At 70.7% G+C, this 15,695-nt stretch carries 11 protein-coding genes and 1 pseudogene; 11 read left to right on the top strand and 1 reads right to left on the bottom strand.

Annotation, left to right across the window (positions count from 1 at the left end; genetic code table 11):
• Nucleotides 1-127 precede the first annotated feature (127 nt).
• From mreC to AC0VYN_RS29500, 8 genes are all read left to right on the top strand, one after another.
• Nucleotides 128-1,081, top strand: a complete 954-nt coding sequence (gene mreC, locus AC0VYN_RS29535; protein WP_475533409.1) for a rod shape-determining protein MreC — start codon at nt 128-130, stop codon at nt 1,079-1,081.
• 13 nt (nt 1,082-1,094) lie between these two features.
• Nucleotides 1,095-1,763 carry a rod shape-determining protein MreD gene (mreD, locus tag AC0VYN_RS29530; protein ID WP_475533408.1) on the top strand — a complete coding sequence of 223 codons (669 nt, stop codon included), beginning with the start codon at nt 1,095-1,097 and terminating at the stop codon, nt 1,761-1,763.
• 101 nt (nt 1,764-1,864) lie between these two features.
• Nucleotides 1,865-4,114 (top strand): penicillin-binding protein 2, encoded by a 2,250-nt coding sequence (gene mrdA / locus AC0VYN_RS29525; protein ID WP_475533407.1) that lies wholly within the window; start codon nt 1,865-1,867, stop codon nt 4,112-4,114.
• Nucleotides 4,111-5,310, top strand: coding sequence for a rod shape-determining protein RodA (rodA, locus tag AC0VYN_RS29520; protein ID WP_475533406.1), 1,200 nt, complete (start codon nt 4,111-4,113; stop codon nt 5,308-5,310). Before mrdA ends, rodA begins: the two co-directional genes overlap by 4 nt.
• A gap of 63 nt (nt 5,311-5,373) precedes the next feature.
• The gene (locus AC0VYN_RS29515; RefSeq protein WP_475533405.1) at nt 5,374-6,882 is read left to right on the top strand and encodes a CYTH and CHAD domain-containing protein; all 1,509 of its coding nucleotides are present in this window, start codon (nt 5,374-5,376) and stop codon (nt 6,880-6,882) included.
• A 122-nt stretch (nt 6,883-7,004) separates the two neighbouring features.
• Nucleotides 7,005-8,954, top strand: a complete 1,950-nt coding sequence (locus AC0VYN_RS29510) for a TIGR03960 family B12-binding radical SAM protein (protein ID WP_475533404.1) — start codon at nt 7,005-7,007, stop codon at nt 8,952-8,954.
• Nucleotides 8,955-9,037: 83 nt separating this feature from the next.
• Nucleotides 9,038-9,163, top strand: a complete 126-nt coding sequence (locus AC0VYN_RS29505) for a hypothetical protein (RefSeq protein ID WP_475533403.1) — start codon at nt 9,038-9,040, stop codon at nt 9,161-9,163.
• A 151-nt stretch (nt 9,164-9,314) separates the two neighbouring features.
• Complete coding sequence (locus AC0VYN_RS29500) at nt 9,315-9,605, top strand: replication initiator (RefSeq protein ID WP_475533402.1); 291 nt, start codon at nt 9,315-9,317, stop codon at nt 9,603-9,605.
• 178 nt (nt 9,606-9,783) lie between these two features.
• On the opposite strand, the pseudogene AC0VYN_RS29495 reads toward AC0VYN_RS29500, so the two are convergent.
• Nucleotides 9,784-11,273, bottom strand: a pseudogene (locus AC0VYN_RS29495) (recombinase family protein).
• Nucleotides 11,274-11,651: 378 nt separating this feature from the next.
• On the opposite strand from AC0VYN_RS29495, the gene AC0VYN_RS29490 reads away from it, so the two are divergent.
• From AC0VYN_RS29490 to AC0VYN_RS29480, 3 genes are read left to right on the top strand one after another with little or no spacing between them, the layout of a single operon-like run.
• Nucleotides 11,652-13,589: a trypsin-like serine protease gene (locus AC0VYN_RS29490; protein ID WP_475533401.1), complete on the top strand. Its 1,938-nt coding sequence runs from the start codon at nt 11,652-11,654 to the stop codon at nt 13,587-13,589.
• 41 nt (nt 13,590-13,630) lie between these two features.
• Nucleotides 13,631-14,689 carry a hypothetical protein gene (locus tag AC0VYN_RS29485; RefSeq protein WP_475533400.1) on the top strand — a complete coding sequence of 353 codons (1,059 nt, stop codon included), beginning with the start codon at nt 13,631-13,633 and terminating at the stop codon, nt 14,687-14,689.
• 48 nt (nt 14,690-14,737) lie between these two features.
• Nucleotides 14,738-15,517, top strand: coding sequence for a TIGR03936 family radical SAM-associated protein (locus tag AC0VYN_RS29480; RefSeq protein ID WP_475533399.1), 780 nt, complete (start codon nt 14,738-14,740; stop codon nt 15,515-15,517).
• Nucleotides 15,518-15,695: the final 178 nt, after the last annotated feature.

The raw sequence follows: 15,695 nt of genomic DNA, 5'->3' as shown, positions 1-15,695 counted from the left end.
ACAAAGGGACATGAGACGCCCACAGTGCCCGCACCGGACGAGACGGGCGTCCGCCTTCGATCCCTCGAATTCCTGAACACCGCAACGTAATTCCCGAATTCCGACGAGGAAGGCACGGCCGCCGCACGTGAGGGACACGAAAGAGAGCCGGCTGCTCCTGGTGCTGCTGATCGCCGTCGCGTTCGCGCTGATCACGGTGGACATCCGCGGTGGGGAGGACTCACCGGTCGACGGTGCCCGGCAGGCGGCGGCCACCGTCTTCGGTCCGATCGAGAACGGGGTGTCGTCCGCGGTCGACCCGGTCGGCAACGCGGTCTCCGCGATCCGCGACTCCGGCGACCGGCACGACCGGCTCGCCGAACTGGAGACGCAGAACGCGGCCCTCAAGGCGAAGCTCGGCAGCGACGAACGCGGCCGCAGCCGCCTCAAGCAGCTCGACAAGATGCTGGGTCTGGCCGGCGCCGGCCAGTACGGCATCAAGGGCGCCCAGGTCATCGCCATAGGAGCGGCCCAGGGCTTCTCCTGGACCATCACCATCGACGCCGGGGCCAACGACGGCATCAAGCGCGACATGACCGTCCTCAACAGCGACGGCCTGGTCGGGCGCGTGACCACCGTCGGTCCCCACACCGCCACCGTGCTCCTCGCCAACGACCCCGACTTCACCGTCGGCACCCGCATGGAGGCCGGCGACGAGCTGGGCTTCGCCTCCGGGCAGGGCGACCGCCCGCTGCGCGTCGAGCTCCTCAACGGCAAGGCCGACGTCAAGAAGGGCGACCGCCTCGTCACCTTCGGCTCCCAGGCCGGCAAGCCCTTCGTGCCCGGCGTCCCGGTCGGCACCGTCACCCGCGTCGATCCCTCCGGCGGCGACCTGACCCGCACCCTCTACGTCACGCCGTTCGCCTCCTTCACCAAGCTCGACATCGTCGGCGTCGTCGTCCAGGCCCCGGCGAAGGACCCGCGCGACACGGTGCTCCCGGCCAAGCCCCAGCCGAAGCCCACGCCCACCGTGACGGTGACCGTGACGCCGTCCGCCGGGGCGCCCGACGGCCAGGCGCAGTCCGAGCAGTCCGAACAGTAGGAGCTTTCGTCCCATGCGCGTCAACCGGATCCTGCTGTCCGTCTCCCTGGTCGTCGTCGCCCTGGTGATCCAGGTCAGCGTCCTCGCCCGGCTGCACCTGCCCGGCGCGGTCCCCGACCTGATGCTGCTCACCGTCCTCGGCCTCGCCCTGGTCTACGGCCACGTCGGCGGCGCCCTCGTCGGCTTCGGCGCCGGACTCCTCGCCGACCTCGCCCCGCCCGCCGACCACGCCGCCGGCCGCTACGCCCTGGTGCTGTGCGTCATCGGGTACCTCGCCGGTCTCGCCAAGCCGGACAACGGCCGGCTCAGGTCGGCCACCGGCCCGATGGCCGTGGTCGTCGTCGCCGCCGTCGGCACCACCCTGCTCTACGCCGGCGTCGGCGCCCTCGTCGGCGACACCGCCGCCCGCCATGTGGGCCTGCCCAACCTGCTGTTCACGGCGGCGCTCTACGACCTGCTGCTCGCGCCCTTCGTGGTGCCCGGCATCATGGCGCTCGCCCGCCGCGCCGAGAACGATCCGCTGGCCGACGCGGGCTCCACCGCCCAGACCGCCGACATCTCCTCCGGCTGGCTCTCCTCGGGCACCGGACTGCGCATCGGGCAGCAGCGCGGGCTGCGCGTGAAGGCGGCCCGGGCCCGGGTGGCCCGGGCCGGACGCATCAAGGGGGTCAAGCGGCTGTGACGACGCGGCAGCACACCACGGACAGCACGCACTTCGCGAGGGGCAGGCAGTGACCGACTCCCGCCCGTCGCCCACCAACCTCGACGGAATGGGCCGCGCCCGTGACTAACATTCCGGAGACCGGGCGGAACACACGCGTCCAGACCCGGCTCGTCGTCATCCAGATCCTCGTCCTCTCCCTCCTCGGCACCCTCGGCGGCCGGCTCTGGTACCTCCAGATCCGCCAGGGCGACGAGTACGCCAAGGAGGCCTCGGGCAACCACGTCCAGCAGGTCGTCCAGCCCGCCACCCGCGGCTCCATCCTCGACGCGCGCGGCGTGGCGCTCGCCGACAACGAGACCCGGCTCGTCGTCTCCGCCTCCCGCACCGACCTGCTGAAGATGAAGGACGACGGCGAGGCGGTCCTCACCAAACTCGCCGGGGTCCTGGGCATGCGGCCCCAGGAGGTCATGGAGAAGGTCCGGCTGTGCGACGCCAAGACGCCGCAGCCCTGCTGGAACGGCTCGCCCTACCAGCCGATCCCCGTCACCGACGAGGCCACCCCCAAGCAGGCCCTGCAGATCCGCGAGCGCGCCGAGGACTTCCCCGGCATCACCGCCGAGCCCATGGCCGTACGCCGCTACACGGCCCCCGGCAAGTCCAACACCGCGCAGGTCCTCGGGTACCTCTCCCCGGTCACCGACGAGGAGATCCAGAAGGCCCAGGACACCGACTCGCCCTTCCTGCGCTCGGACCAGGTCGGCCGCTCCGGACTGGAGCGCCAGTACGACAAGGCGCTGCGCGGCAAGGCCGGCGTCACCCGCTACGAGGTGGACAACCTCGGCCGCGTCATCGGCGAGGCCGAGTCCGACTCGGGCGTGCCCGGCTCCAACCTCGTCACCAGCATCGACTCCCGCGTCCAGCGCGTCGCCGAGTACGAGCTGAACGAGGCCATGAAGACCGCCCGCAAGGAGATGGACCGCAACACCGGCCGCACCTACGAGGCCGACGCCGGTGCCGTCGTGGTGATGGAGGCCAAGACCGGCCGCGTCGTCGCCATGGCCTCCAACCCGACGTACGACCCGAACGCCTGGGTCGGCGGCATCTCCGCCAAGGACTACAGGAAGCTCACCGGCAAGGACTCCAACTACCCGCTGCTGAACCGGGCCACCCAGGGGCAGGCCGCCCCCGGCTCGATCTTCAAGGTGGTCTCCTCGGCCGCCGCGGTCGAGGCCGGCTACGACTTCGACGGCAGCTACGCCTGCTCCAGCTCCTACTCCGTGGGCGGACAGGTCTTCAAGAACTTCGAGTCCGCCGACAACGGCTCGATCAGCATCGGCCGCGCCCTCGAGCTCTCCTGCGACACCGTCTACTACCGGCTCGCGCACGAGCAGTGGAAGAAGGACGGCGGGATGAACCCGAAGAAGCCCAACGACTACTTCTACAAGGCGGCCCACCAGTTCGGCCTCGGCAAGGAGACCGGCATCGACCTGCCGAACGAGGTCACCGGCCGGATCCCCGACCGCCAGTGGAAGCAGGACTACTGGGAGGCCAACAAGGACGCCTGGTGCGAGACGGGCAAGAAGGACGGCTCCTACGTCGAGCGGATCTCGTACGAGAACTGCCTCGAGGGCAACAAGATGCGCGCCGGTGACTCCATCAACTACTCCATCGGCCAGGGCGACACCCTCGTCACCCCCATCCAGATGGCCACCATCTACGCCGCCATCTCCAACGGCGGCACGCTGTGGAACCCGACCATCGGCAAGGCCGTCGTCAGCCCCGACGGCAAGCAGGTCGACGAGATCCGGCCCACGTCGCACGGCAAGCTGCCCATAAGCAGGGCCACGCTGGCCAAGATGGACGAGGCCCTCGCCGGCGTCGCCACCCGCGGTACCGCCGCCTGGCGGTTCGGCGGCTGGCCGCAGGACGAGATCCCGATGCACGCCAAGACGGGTACCGCCGAGGTCTACGGCAAGCAGACCACCTCGTGGTTCGCCACGTACACCAAGGACTACGCGATCGTCATGACGATCTCCCAGGGCGGCACCGGTTCCGGCGCCTCGGGCCCGGCCGTCCGTAACATCTACGACGCCCTGTACGGCGTCTCGGACGACGGGAAGATCGACGGCGGGAAGGCGCTGCTGCCCCAGCCGGCCACGAGCCTGCCGAAGATCAAGGCGGACGGCACCATCACCTCCCCGAAGGTCTCCAAGGACCCGGTGAAGGACCTCCAGCCCACCGAGAAGGCCACCGAGGAGGGCGGCGACGCCCCCGCCGGACAGCAGGACCAGAACCAGCAGGCGACCGTGAACCCGCCCGACACCGGGAACCGGCAGACTCGCAGGCGGAAGCGGAGGACACGCCCATGACCGGAGCCAACAGCTTCCAGGTCTCCGGATACGGCCCCGAGCGGGCCGGCTGGACCCGCCTGCTCGCCCGCGACTCCCTCGCCCGGCGGCTCGACTGGCCGATACTGCTGGCGGGCGTCGCGCTGTCCCTGCTCGGCTCCCTGCTCGTCTACTCCGCCACCCGCAACCGCACCGAGCTCAACCAGGGCGACCAGTACTACTTCCTGACCCGGCACCTGCTGAACACCGGCATCGGGCTCGCCCTGATGGCCGCCACCGTCTGGCTCGGCCACCGCGCCCTGCGCACGGTCGTGCCGGTCCTGTACGGCGCCTCCCTCTTCCTGATCCTGCTGGTGCTCACCCCGCTAGGCTCGACCATCAACGGCGCCCACTCCTGGATCAAGCTCCCGGGCGGCTTCTCCCTCCAGCCCTCCGAGTTCGTGAAGATCACGATCATCCTGGGCATGGCGATGCTGCTGGCCGCGCGGGTGGACGCGGGCGACCGGCCCTACCCCGACCACCGGACCGTCCTCCAGGCCCTCGGCCTGGCCACCGTGCCGATGCTGATCGTGATGCTCATGCCCGACCTCGGGTCCGTCATGGTCATGGTCATCATCGTGCTGGGCGTGCTGCTCGCCTCGGGCGCCTCCAACCGCTGGGTCTTCGGGCTGCTCGGCACCGGCACGCTCGGCGCGCTCGCCGTGTGGCAGCTCGGCATCCTGGACGACTACCAGATCGCCCGGTTCGCCGCCTTCGCCAACCCCGAGCTCGACCCCGCCGGCGTCGGCTACAACACCAACCAGGCCCGCATCGCCATCGGCTCGGGCGGCCTCACCGGTTCCGGCCTCTTCCACGGCTCGCAGACCACGGGCCGCTTCGTGCCGGAACAGCAGACCGACTTCGTCTTCACCGTCGCCGGCGAGGAGCTGGGCTTCCTCGGCGCCGGCCTCATCGTCCTCCTGCTCGGCGTGGTGCTCTGGCGCGCCTGCCGGATCGCCCGGGACACCCCCGACCTGTACGGCACGGTCGTCGCCGCCGGCATCGTCGCCTGGTTCGCCTTCCAGGCCTTCGAGAACATCGGCATGACCCTGGGGATCATGCCGGTCACCGGCCTGCCCCTGCCCTTCGTCTCGTACGGCGGCTCCTCGATGTTCGCCGTGTGGATAGCGGTCGGGCTGCTCCAGTCGATCACCGTGCAACGGCCCATGTCGGCATAGCGCCCCCGGAGCCGGAACGGAACGAGCCGTTTCCGGCCCCACGGTGGCGGCTACACGATGTACATGACGAAGACGCTGCGGGAGATCGAGCGGAAGTACGAGGCGGACCACGACGGGCTGCCCGACCTCACCGGCGTCACCGGCGTCCCCGGCGTCGCCGACGTGGTCGACGCGGGCGTCACCCACCTCGACGCCACCTACTACGACACCGCCGACGAACGCCTCGCCGCCGACGGCGTCACCCTGCGCCGGCGCACCGGCGGCCACGACGCCGGCTGGCACCTGAAGCTGCCCGTCGCCCCCGGCGTGCGCGAAGAGATCCAGGCACCCCTCGGCGACGACGTCCCCGAGGCCCTCGCCGCACTGGTCCGCTCGCGCGTCCGCGGCAGCGCCCTGCTGCCCGTCGTCCGGCTGCGCTCCGCCCGCGACGCACGGCGACTGGTCGGCGCCCGCGGCGAGGTGCTGGCCGAGGCGAGCAGCGACACCGTCACCGCCGAACGGCTCGGCCGGACGGGCGCCACCGCCCACTGGACCGAGATCGAGGTGGAACTGGCCGAGGGCGGCGACCCGGCGCTCCTTGACCGGGTCGAGGAACGGCTGCGCACGGCCGGCGCCCGGCCCTCGGCGGCACCGTCCAAACTGGCCCGGGCCCTGGCGGAGACCGGCGGCACCCGCCCGCGGACCGCCGGGCGCGCCGAGCCCGCGACCGCCGGCGACCACGTCCTCGCCTACCTGCGCGCCCAGCGCGACGCGATCGTCGCCCACGACCCCGCCGTCCGCCGGGACGTCCCCGACTCGGTCCACCGGATGCGCGTGGCCACCCGCCGGATGCGCGGCACCTTCCGCAGCTTCCCCGAGGTCCTGGACCGCGCCGTCACCGACCCGATCGCGGCCGAGCTCAAGTGGCTGGCCGCCGAACTGGGCGCCGAACGCGACCAGGAGGTCCTGGCCGAACGGCTGACCGGCGCCCTCGACGGACTGCCGGCCACCGTCCCCACCGGACCGGCGCACCGGCGGCTCGCCGCCTGGGCCGACGCCCGGCACCGCCGGGACCACGGCCGGCTCGTCGCCGTCCTCGACTCCGCCCGCCACCTCGCGCTCCTCGACGCCGTCGACACCCTCCTCGCCGACCCGCCCCTGCGCCCCGCCGCCGCCCGCAAACCACGCAAGGTGCTCACCGCGGCCCTGCGCAAGGACGTGGCCAAGGTCCGCCGCCGCGCCACCGCGGCCCTGGAACTGCCGCCCGGCCCGGAACGCGACGTCGCGCTGCACGAGGCCCGCAAGAAGGCCAAGCGCGCCCGCTACGCGGCCGAGGCCGCGGCCCCGGCGCTCGGCGGGCCCGCCCGCTCCGTGACCAAGTCCATGAAGTCGCTCACCCAGCTCCTCGGCGACCACCAGGACAGCGTCATGGCCCGCCGCGCCCTGCCGGAGCTGTCCGCCGTGGCCCACGCGGCGGGGGAGGACACGTTCCCCTACGGACTGCTCTACGGCAGGGAGGAGCTGCGGGCCACGGCCGACGAGGAGCGGCTGCCCGCGCGCCTGAGGAAGATCCGCGCCAAGGCGGTCCTCTAGGCCCTGTCGTCGAACTCCCGTCTGCCTGGCGACGCCATGCACGCACTCTCGGCGTACGGGATACCCGTCCGGCCGGGTTACGCTGAATGGTCACCCCTGCCAGCACACAAAGGTTCCGTGAGATGCCTGCCGAAGCCGCCGAGTCTGTGTCGTCTGTGTTTCCGCAGCTCGAAGCTCTGCTCCCGCACGTGCAGAAACCGATCCAGTACGTCGGCGGAGAGCTCAACTCCACGGTCAAGCCCTGGGACAGCTGTGACGTCCGCTGGGCCCTGATGTACCCGGACGCGTACGAGGTCGGCCTGCCCAACCAGGGCGTCATGATCCTCTACGAGGTACTGAACGAACAGCAGGGCGTCCTCGCCGAGCGCACCTACAGCGTGTGGCCGGACCTCGAGGCGCTGATGCGGGAGCACTCCGTCCCGCAGTTCACCGTCGACAGCCACCGCCCGGTCAAGGCCTTCGACGTGTTCGGGCTCTCCTTCTCCACCGAGCTCGGCTACACGAACATGCTCGCCGCCCTCGACCTGGCCGGCATCCCGCTGGAGGCCCGGGACCGCGGCATCGACGACCCGATCGTCCTGGCCGGCGGACACGCCGCGTTCAACCCGGAGCCGATCGCCGACTTCATCGACTGCGCCGTCATCGGCGACGGCGAGCAGGCCGTCCTGGAGATCACCGCGGTCATCCGGGCCTGGAAGGCCGAGGGCCGCCCCGGCGGCCGTGAGGAAGTCCTGCTGCGCCTGGCGAAGACGGGCGGGGTGTACGTCCCCGGCTTCTACGACGTCGAGTACCTGCCCGACGGCCGTATCGCCCGCGTCGTACCGAACCGCTCGGGCGTGCCGTGGCGCGTCTCCAAGCACACGGTGATGGACCTCGACGAGTGGCCCTACCCCAAGCAGCCCCTCGTCCCGCTGGCCGAGACGGTCCACGAGCGCATGTCCGTGGAGATCTTCCGCGGCTGCACCCGCGGCTGCCGCTTCTGCCAGGCCGGCATGATCACCCGCCCGGTGCGCGAGCGCTCCATCACCGGCATCGGCGAGATGGTCGAGAAGGGCCTGAAGGCGACCGGCTTCGAGGAGGTCGGCCTGCTGTCGCTGTCCTCCGCGGACCACTCGGAGATCGGCGACGTCGCCAAGGGCCTCGCGGACCGGTACGAGGAGGACAAGATCGGCCTGTCCCTCCCGTCGACCCGCGTGGACGCCTTCAACGTCGACCTGGCCAACGAACTGACGAGGAACGGCCGCCGTTCCGGCCTCACCTTCGCCCCCGAGGGCGGATCCGAGCGCATGCGCAAGGTCATCAACAAGATGGTCTCGGAGGAGGACCTGATCCGCACCGTCGCCACGGCCTACGGCAACGGCTGGCGCCAGGTGAAGCTGTACTTCATGTGCGGCCTGCCGACCGAGACCGACGACGACGTCCTCCAGATCGCCGACATGGCCACCCGCGTCATCGCCAAGGGCCGCGAGGTCTCCGGCTCCAACGACATCCGCTGCACGGTCTCGATCGGCGGCTTCGTCCCCAAGCCCCACACCCCCTTCCAGTGGGCGCCGCAGCTCTCGGCCGAGGAGACGGACGAGCGCCTGGCCAAGCTGCGCGACAAGATCCGCGGCGACAAGAAGTACGGCCGCTCCATCGGCTTCCGCTACCACGACGGCAAGCCCGGCATCGTCGAGGGCCTCCTGTCCCGCGGCGACCGTCGCACCGGCGCGATCATCCGCGCCGTCTACGACGACGGCGGCCGCTTCGACGGCTGGCGCGAGCACTTCTCCTACGACCGCTGGATGGCGTGCGCCGGCAAGGCCCTGGAGCCCTTCGGCGTGGACGTCGACTGGTACACCACCCGCGAGCGCTCCTACGAGGAGGTCCTGCCCTGGGACCACCTCGACTCGGGCCTCGACAAGGACTGGCTCTGGGAGGACTGGCAGGACGCCCTCGACGAGACCGAGGTCGAGGACTGCCGCTGGACCCCGTGCTTCGACTGCGGCGTGTGCCCCCAGTTCGACACATGGCCACAAACGGGCCCGACGGGCAAGAAGCTGCTGCCGCTGACAGTCAAGAAATCCGGCTGACCAGCCGGAACGTGGTGCCTGGGATGAGCGGGCCACTTCACCGCATTGCTGACGCTGTGGCTGACGTCACAGAGTCGGATGCGGTGACGGTACTGACCGCGCTCGGCTTGCCGAAGAATCGGCGGCAGCCTGCGAAGAAGGCGCTGAGAACGCCGCTGCCGCCGCCTGGTGCCGCTTCCGACGTCTCGTCGGACGTCGAGTGGGTGTGAGGGCCGGACAGTGGCCTACGGCGACCTGACGGCAGTTTGGGGCCCGGTACGCAGGGCGGGGGAGATGGGATAGCCGGTGGCCAGGGCGTCTTCCACGACATCTGTGACGGCGCCCGCTTCGATTGCGGCGTAGTTCGCCATTGCACGTGGGGTGGCTCTGCCCTTGGCTCCCTCGACGGCGGCTCGGGCCACCTCGTTCGCACGGGCCTCATCGGCGGCAAGAACATCCCGTCCACGGTGCGCACGCGACCCCGTATCTTCGTCACCCCCCTCCTCGGCCGGTGTCGTGCAGTCGCGCTTCGCCCGGCACGCCCGGTTGTCCTTCGCCCGTATCGCCGAGTACCAGAAGCGGGCGGCCGTCCACGTGCACGCCGTTATCCCCCGCCCTGGGGTACTTCGGACCGGCTCATTCGCGCCGTGCACGCGTCCGCCCAGCGGGTGACCGTCCGCACTCCCTACAGCCCGGCCGTCGGAGCGACGCCTCTGATCGACAGCGAGATAGTGATCGTGGGTGAGGACGGTGTGGAAGAACCGTCGACCCTGCTACATGGTTCGAGTAACCGACGAAGCCGCCTCCCTCAGATGCAGGGAAGGCGGCTTCGTTCCTGTGCGGGCTGGGATCAGAAGGCTTGTGCGAAGTCGTCCTCTCGGATGACGAGTCGCTCGCGTACGTCCTTCGGGATCAGTAGGCGGAGGTGCACCTTCGGGGCTCGGACCTTCGGTACCTTCGTGCGGGTCACCTCGCAGCGGATTCCGACTCGGTACAGGTCCGCGGACATGGCCTCCATGCCGCCTTCCTGCCAGTGCTCACGGAACGTCTTGCCGCCGTGGACGTTGACCCATCGATTCTTCGCCGTCTCGGGGTCGATCGCTTCGAGCTCACTTATGAGCTTGTCCAACGTCGCTTCCGCCTGCTTCTTCGTGAACCGCGTCTTCGTGTACCGGCCCCCGGGTTCGAGATCCTTCATGTACAGCGCGATGGTCTCTTGAAGGCGCTTGATCTCCTTGCGGGCCTCGGCGCCCTCTGCGTACTGGCGGACCTGCACGGGGAAGTCTCCGAGGACCTTGAGTACGTCCTGCACCAGGCGCTCGTAGACCCGCTCGGGGTTGGGCGCTCCCAGTCCGCCGCTCTTGCAGTTGCGGCACCGCAGGTACTGGTACGTCCCGTGCGTGATCTGCACGGTCGTGTTCGTCCTGCAGTCGGCGCACAGCAGGACGCCGAGGAACTGTGTCGCTCCTCCGACACGACGCGGCGGCTGGTTCTTCTTGCGCTTGTCGAGGGCGGCGCCGAGGGTCTCGAACTCCTCCTCCGTGAAGAGGGGAGGGGCGACTTTGATCGGCCTGTCGTCCTTGCTGAGGAGCGGCTTCGATCGTCGCTGCCCGCCGTTCTTGTCCTCTTCCACCCGGTAGCCGAGGAGCGCAGGGTTGCGCAGGCGTCGGTGGAGCGTTGCCACCGTGAGCCCTTGGGTCATCAGGCCGGACCGCTTCAAGCAGCGCACCATGAACCCGGCGGGGCGTCCCCGAAGCGCCATGCGGCGGGCCCAGTGCAGTGCTTTGGACGCCGCTTCCCGATGATCCAGTCTTCCTGCGACTTCGCGTAGTCCCACAGACTCGCGACCCGGGTCGAGGTGTTGGCCGCCTCGATCTCGGCGATGCCACCGATGATTGTGACCATGATCTTTCCGGCGGTGGTCGTGAGGTCGAGGCTGTCGTTCTTCGAGACCAGGTTCTTCCCACGCTTCAGGCTCCACTCGATCATCGTCGAGAGATCGGAGAGACGCCGCACGAAGCGGTCGAGTTTCCAGAACAGGAGCTCGTCGAACTCGGGGGAGCGGTTGTTCAGCCACTCCCCGAGCTCCTTCCGCTTCCACGGCGGAACCTTCGTCGCCGACACGTTCAGGTCCGAAGCGACGCCGACGACTCGACTCCCGCGCTCCCTTGCCAGGATGCGGAGATCGAGCTCCTGCCGTACCGGCGATGTCGTGTCGTCCGTCAGTACGGACAAGCGGACCGATAAGAGTGCCCGGGGTGCGTCCTGGGGAAGTAGGGCCTCAGCCCGTTTGAGCTCCTCCAACAGGACAAGGTCGGCTTCGGTCCACTCGGCTTCCACGCTGTAGGCCACTCGTTCCGTCGAGAGCCGCCGCTGTCCTCGTCTTCTCATGTCGGACCAGCGTGGCGCAGTTTGCGGTCAGTTATAAGCGTTTTTCATATGCTCCGCGATGGACACCGAGATCCAGATCGGCCCGACCGGCAAGAAGCTGCTGCCGCTGACGGTCAAGTAGGGCCCCGCGTCCGGGGTGAGGTGAGGTGACGTACGTCACGGTGGAAGTGTGACGTACAGTCAGTTTGCGCTGTTTGGGCCTGTGGCGGGATCACGAGGCGCGCTCTTGGATGATCACGGGTGCGGTCCTTCGGCCATCGGCGAGCGGTCGGCGGACCGCAGCCGTGTGTCATGCCGGCCGGACCGATCCCTAGGACTGCGACTGCGATGAAGTCACCTCGCGAGACCGCCTCACTTCCGAATCGTCCAAGACGCGGCGGCGCCCTGCGCGCCGCCGCGGTCAGGGCCGCGGCGCTGCTGGGCGCGGCGCCGCTGCTTCTCCTCACCGCCGCCCCGGTCCACGCGGTCGTCGGCACCCCCACGGAGGGAGCCGACTACGGCTTCACCGCCCGGCTGCTGGTGGGCGACCACCAGCGAGGCTGTTCGGGCTCCCTGATCTCGCCCGAGTGGATGCTCACGGCCGCCAGTTGCTTCGCCGACGATCCGGCCGCGGGCCTCTCCGTCCCGGCCGGACCGCCCCGGCTGAGGACCGTCGCGACCGTGGGCGGCGGGCAGACCCGTGACGTGGTGGAACTCGTTCCCCACGGCGACCGCGATCTCGTACTGGCCCGTCTCGCGCAGCCCGTGACCGGTGTGACCCCCGTCGGCGTCGCCGGCGCCGAACCCGCCGTCGGCCAGGACCTCACCGTGGCCGGTCACGGCCGTACGGCGCGCGAGTGGGCGCCCCTAGTCGCGCACACCGGAACCTTCTCCGTGTCCTCCGTCGACGGCGGCGACCTCGGCCTCAGCGGGAAGAGCGGCGCCGCGGTCTGCCAGGGCGACGCCGGCGGCCCGGTCGTCCGTACCGTCGACGGCCGGCCGGAGCTCGTCGCCGTCAGCAGCCGGTCGAACCAGGTGGGCTGCTTCGGCGTCGACACCCCGGAGGGGACCGCCGGCAGCGCCATCGGCGCCCGGGTCGACGACGTGCGCGACTGGATCACCGCCCACGCCGTGCAGACCCCCGCCTCCGACTTCGACGGCGACGGCCGCAGCGATGTCGGTGTGCTGTACGACAACGGTCAGCAGAGCGACGGTGCGAACCGGTCGGCGCTGTGGACGTTCGCCAGTACGGGTGCCGGTTTCGGTGCTCCGGTGCGCAAGTGGGACAGCACTGGGAGCATCAGCTGGGACTGGAGCCGCTCCAAGGTGGTGGCCGGCGATTTCAACGGTGACGGCCGCGGTGATGTCGGCGTGCTGTACGACAACGGCCGGCAGAGCGACGGCTTCAACCGGACCAGCTTGTGGACGTTCACGAGCACGGGCTCCGGCCTCGGCAAGCCGGTCAAGGTGTGGGACAACGTCGCGGACAACGGACCCAGTTGGGACTGGAGCCGTTCCCAGGTGGTCTCCGGTGACTTCGACGGTGACGGCCGCGGTGACGTGGGTGTGCTGTACGACGGCGGCCGGCAGAGTGACGGTGCGAACCGGTCGGCACTGTGGACGTTCACGAGCACGGGTGCCGGTTTCGGTGGGCCGGTGCGCAAGTGGGACAGCACCGGGAGCATCAGCTGGGACTGGAGCCGTTCCCAGGTGGTGGCCGGCGACTTCGACGGTGACGGCCGCGGTGACGTGGGTGTGCTGTACGACGGCGGCCGGCAGAGTGACGGTGCGAACCGGTCGGCGCTGTGGACGCTGACGAGCACAGGTACCGGTTTCGGTGCTCCGGTGCGCAAGTGGGACAGCACCGGGAGCATCAGCTGGGACTGGAGCCGCTCCAAGGTGGTGGCCGGCGACTTCGACGGTGACGGCCGCGGCGATGTCGGTGTGCTGTACGACAGCGGTCAGCAGAGTGACGGTGCGGGCCGTACGGCGCTGTGGACGCTGACGAGCACGGGTTCCGGTTTCGGTGGGCCGGTGCGCAAGTGGGACAGCACCGGCACCCTCAGCTGGATGTGGAGCCGCTCCAAGGTGACATCGGGTGACTTCGACGGTGACGGCCGCGGCGATGTGGCCGTGCTGTACGACAACGGTCAGCAGAGTGACGGTGCGGGCCGTACGGCGCTGTGGACGCTGACGAGCACGGGTAACGGTTTCGGTGCTCCGGTGCGCAAGTGGGACAGCACCGGCACCCTCAGCTGGAGTTGGCAGCGCAGCCAACCGACCTGACCGCAGGGATCCGGGCCGGGCCTTTCGGCGTCCCTGCCTGTATGGACCTCGAGAAACGGCCCCCCGGCAGCGGCCCGCAGGAGCCGCCCCGGCGATCGGACGCCGAAGGGTGTCTCACCGTGGCGATCCGGATCCCGCTCCGGATCGTCGTCCTGCTCCTGGTCGTGCCGGTCCGCCTGGTGTGGGACGTGCTCGTCGTCGGCGGGCGCTTCCTGCGGGACACGGTGCTGCGGCCCTTCGGGCGGGCGCTGGCCCTGCTCGGGCGGGCCCTGTTCGTGTGGCCGGCCGTCGGCCTGTGGAGGTACGTCGTCGTGCCGGCGGCCCGCGGCTTCGCCCGGCTCGGGCGGTACCTCCTCGTCGTACCGGCGGTGTGGCTGTACCGGTGGGTGCTGACGCCCGCCGGGCACGCGGTCCTGTGGGTGGCCGGGGGCGTGGGCGCCGTGCTCGCCGCGGTGGGGCGCGTCCTGTACGCCGCCGGTGCCCGGCTCGGGCGGTACCTCCTCGTCGTACCCGCGACCTGGCTGTACATGTGGGTCCTCACCCCCGTCGGGCACGCGCTCGCCTGGTGCGGCAGGGGGATCGCCTGGTGCCTGCGCATGGTCGCCACCGGAGCCGGCACCGCGCTGTACTGGACCGCGCGGATCCTGCTGGTGCTGCCCGCCCTCGCCCTGTGGCGGTGGGTGCTGGCGCCCGTCGGCCGGTGCCTCGCCGTCGTCGGACGGGAGGCCGTGGCCGCGCTCGGGCACGCCTGGCGGATCGCGCGCCACGTCTCGCTCGCCGTCGGCCGGTTCCTCGCAGCCGTCTTCCGTCTGCTCGTCGGGGACCCGGCGCGGTGGGTGTACCGGATCCTCCTGACACCGGCCGGGCACCTCGTGCGGGACGCGGTCTGGCGGCCCGTCGCCGAGGCCTCGCGCGGTGCGGGCCGGGCCGTGCGGAAGGCGCTGGCCGATGTCCGCGGATCCGTCCGGCGGGCCCGGGCCGACGTGCGGCGGGCACTGTTCGGGGAGCCGGTGAAGGAGCGGCCGGTGGCCCGGCGGGAACCATCCGCGGCTCGTGCACGTACTCTTGGTAGCAGTACGACCGCTCTCACGAAGGACTGAACGACACTGGGCAAGCGACAGCCCGAAGGCCCGCCGCCCGTACCCGCGGTGCAGCGCATCCGACTGCGTTACACCAAGCGCGGCCGCCTCCGGTTCACCAGCCACCGTGACTTCCAGCGCGCCTTCGAGCGTGCGCTGCGCCGCGCCGAGGTACCCATGGCGTACTCGGCGGGGTTCACGCCGCACCCGAAGGTGTCGTACGCCAATGCCGCACCCACCGGCACGGGCAGTGAAGCGGAATACCTGGAGATCGCGCTCACCGAGGCGCGCGACCCGGAGCGGCTGAGGCTGCTCCTGGACGAGTCGCTGCCCGCCGGGCTCGACGTGACCGACGCGGTCGAGGCCCGGACCTCCGGGCTCGCCGACCGGCTGACGGCCTCCGTGTGGGAGCTGCGGCTGGACGGAGTGGAGCCCGCCGACGCCGAGCGCGCCGTGGCGGCCTTCACCTCGGCCGAGACCGTCGAGGTCCAGCGCCGGACCAAGAACGGCGTCCGGACCTTCGACGCACGCTCCGCCGTCGTGACCCTCGAGAACGCGACCACCACCAGTGATACGCCGGCTGATAGGCCGACCGACCGGCCCTGTGCGATACTGCGGCTGGTTGTTCGGCACGTGACGCCTGCCGTACGACCCGACGACGTCCTGTCCGGTCTTCGCGCCGTGGCCGACCTGGCGCCGCCGGTCCCCGCAGCGGTGACCAGGCTGGCGCAGGGGCTGTTCGATGAAGAGACCGGCGCGGTGACCGACCCGCTCGCGCCCGACCGCGAGGCAGCAGCGCCCGAGCCGCAATCGGCCGCCGCCGCTGCCGCCGCGAAGGCGCCGGCGTAGGGAAGGTCCCACGTAGGACGAGCGTCGTAGCGCAGCCCTGGAACTCGGGAGCCACCTGGGTCGGGCAGCGCACCGACCACAAGACTTTCGCCAGGCCGTGCCCGACAAGGGGTAGGGAACCGGCGATACAAGACACGGAGAGCTCCCGAGCGGCGCCCGCGCCCCGGACGGCGGCGAC

The organism is Streptomyces sp. 63XJN7_1_ISO-PGPR-S23-121 (genome assembly GCF_056173025.1).
Note: the sequence above shows the minus strand (reverse complement) of the source record. Positions and strands in the feature narration are given on the sequence as shown.

Excerpts from the sequence above, each read along its gene's own strand:
- mreD (WP_475533408.1), top strand. The coding sequence starts at position 1,095 with ATGCGCGTCAACCGGATCCTGCTGTCCGTCTCCCTGGTCGTCGTCGCC.
- rodA (WP_475533406.1), top strand. The coding sequence starts at position 4,111 with ATGACCGGAGCCAACAGCTTCCAGGTCTCCGGATACGGCCCCGAGCGG.
- AC0VYN_RS29515 (WP_475533405.1), top strand. The coding sequence starts at position 5,374 with ATGACGAAGACGCTGCGGGAGATCGAGCGGAAGTACGAGGCGGACCAC.
- AC0VYN_RS29510 (WP_475533404.1), top strand. The coding sequence starts at position 7,005 with ATGCCTGCCGAAGCCGCCGAGTCTGTGTCGTCTGTGTTTCCGCAGCTC.
- AC0VYN_RS29490 (WP_475533401.1), top strand. The coding sequence starts at position 11,652 with ATGAAGTCACCTCGCGAGACCGCCTCACTTCCGAATCGTCCAAGACGC.
- AC0VYN_RS29485 (WP_475533400.1), top strand. The coding sequence starts at position 13,631 with ATGGACCTCGAGAAACGGCCCCCCGGCAGCGGCCCGCAGGAGCCGCCC.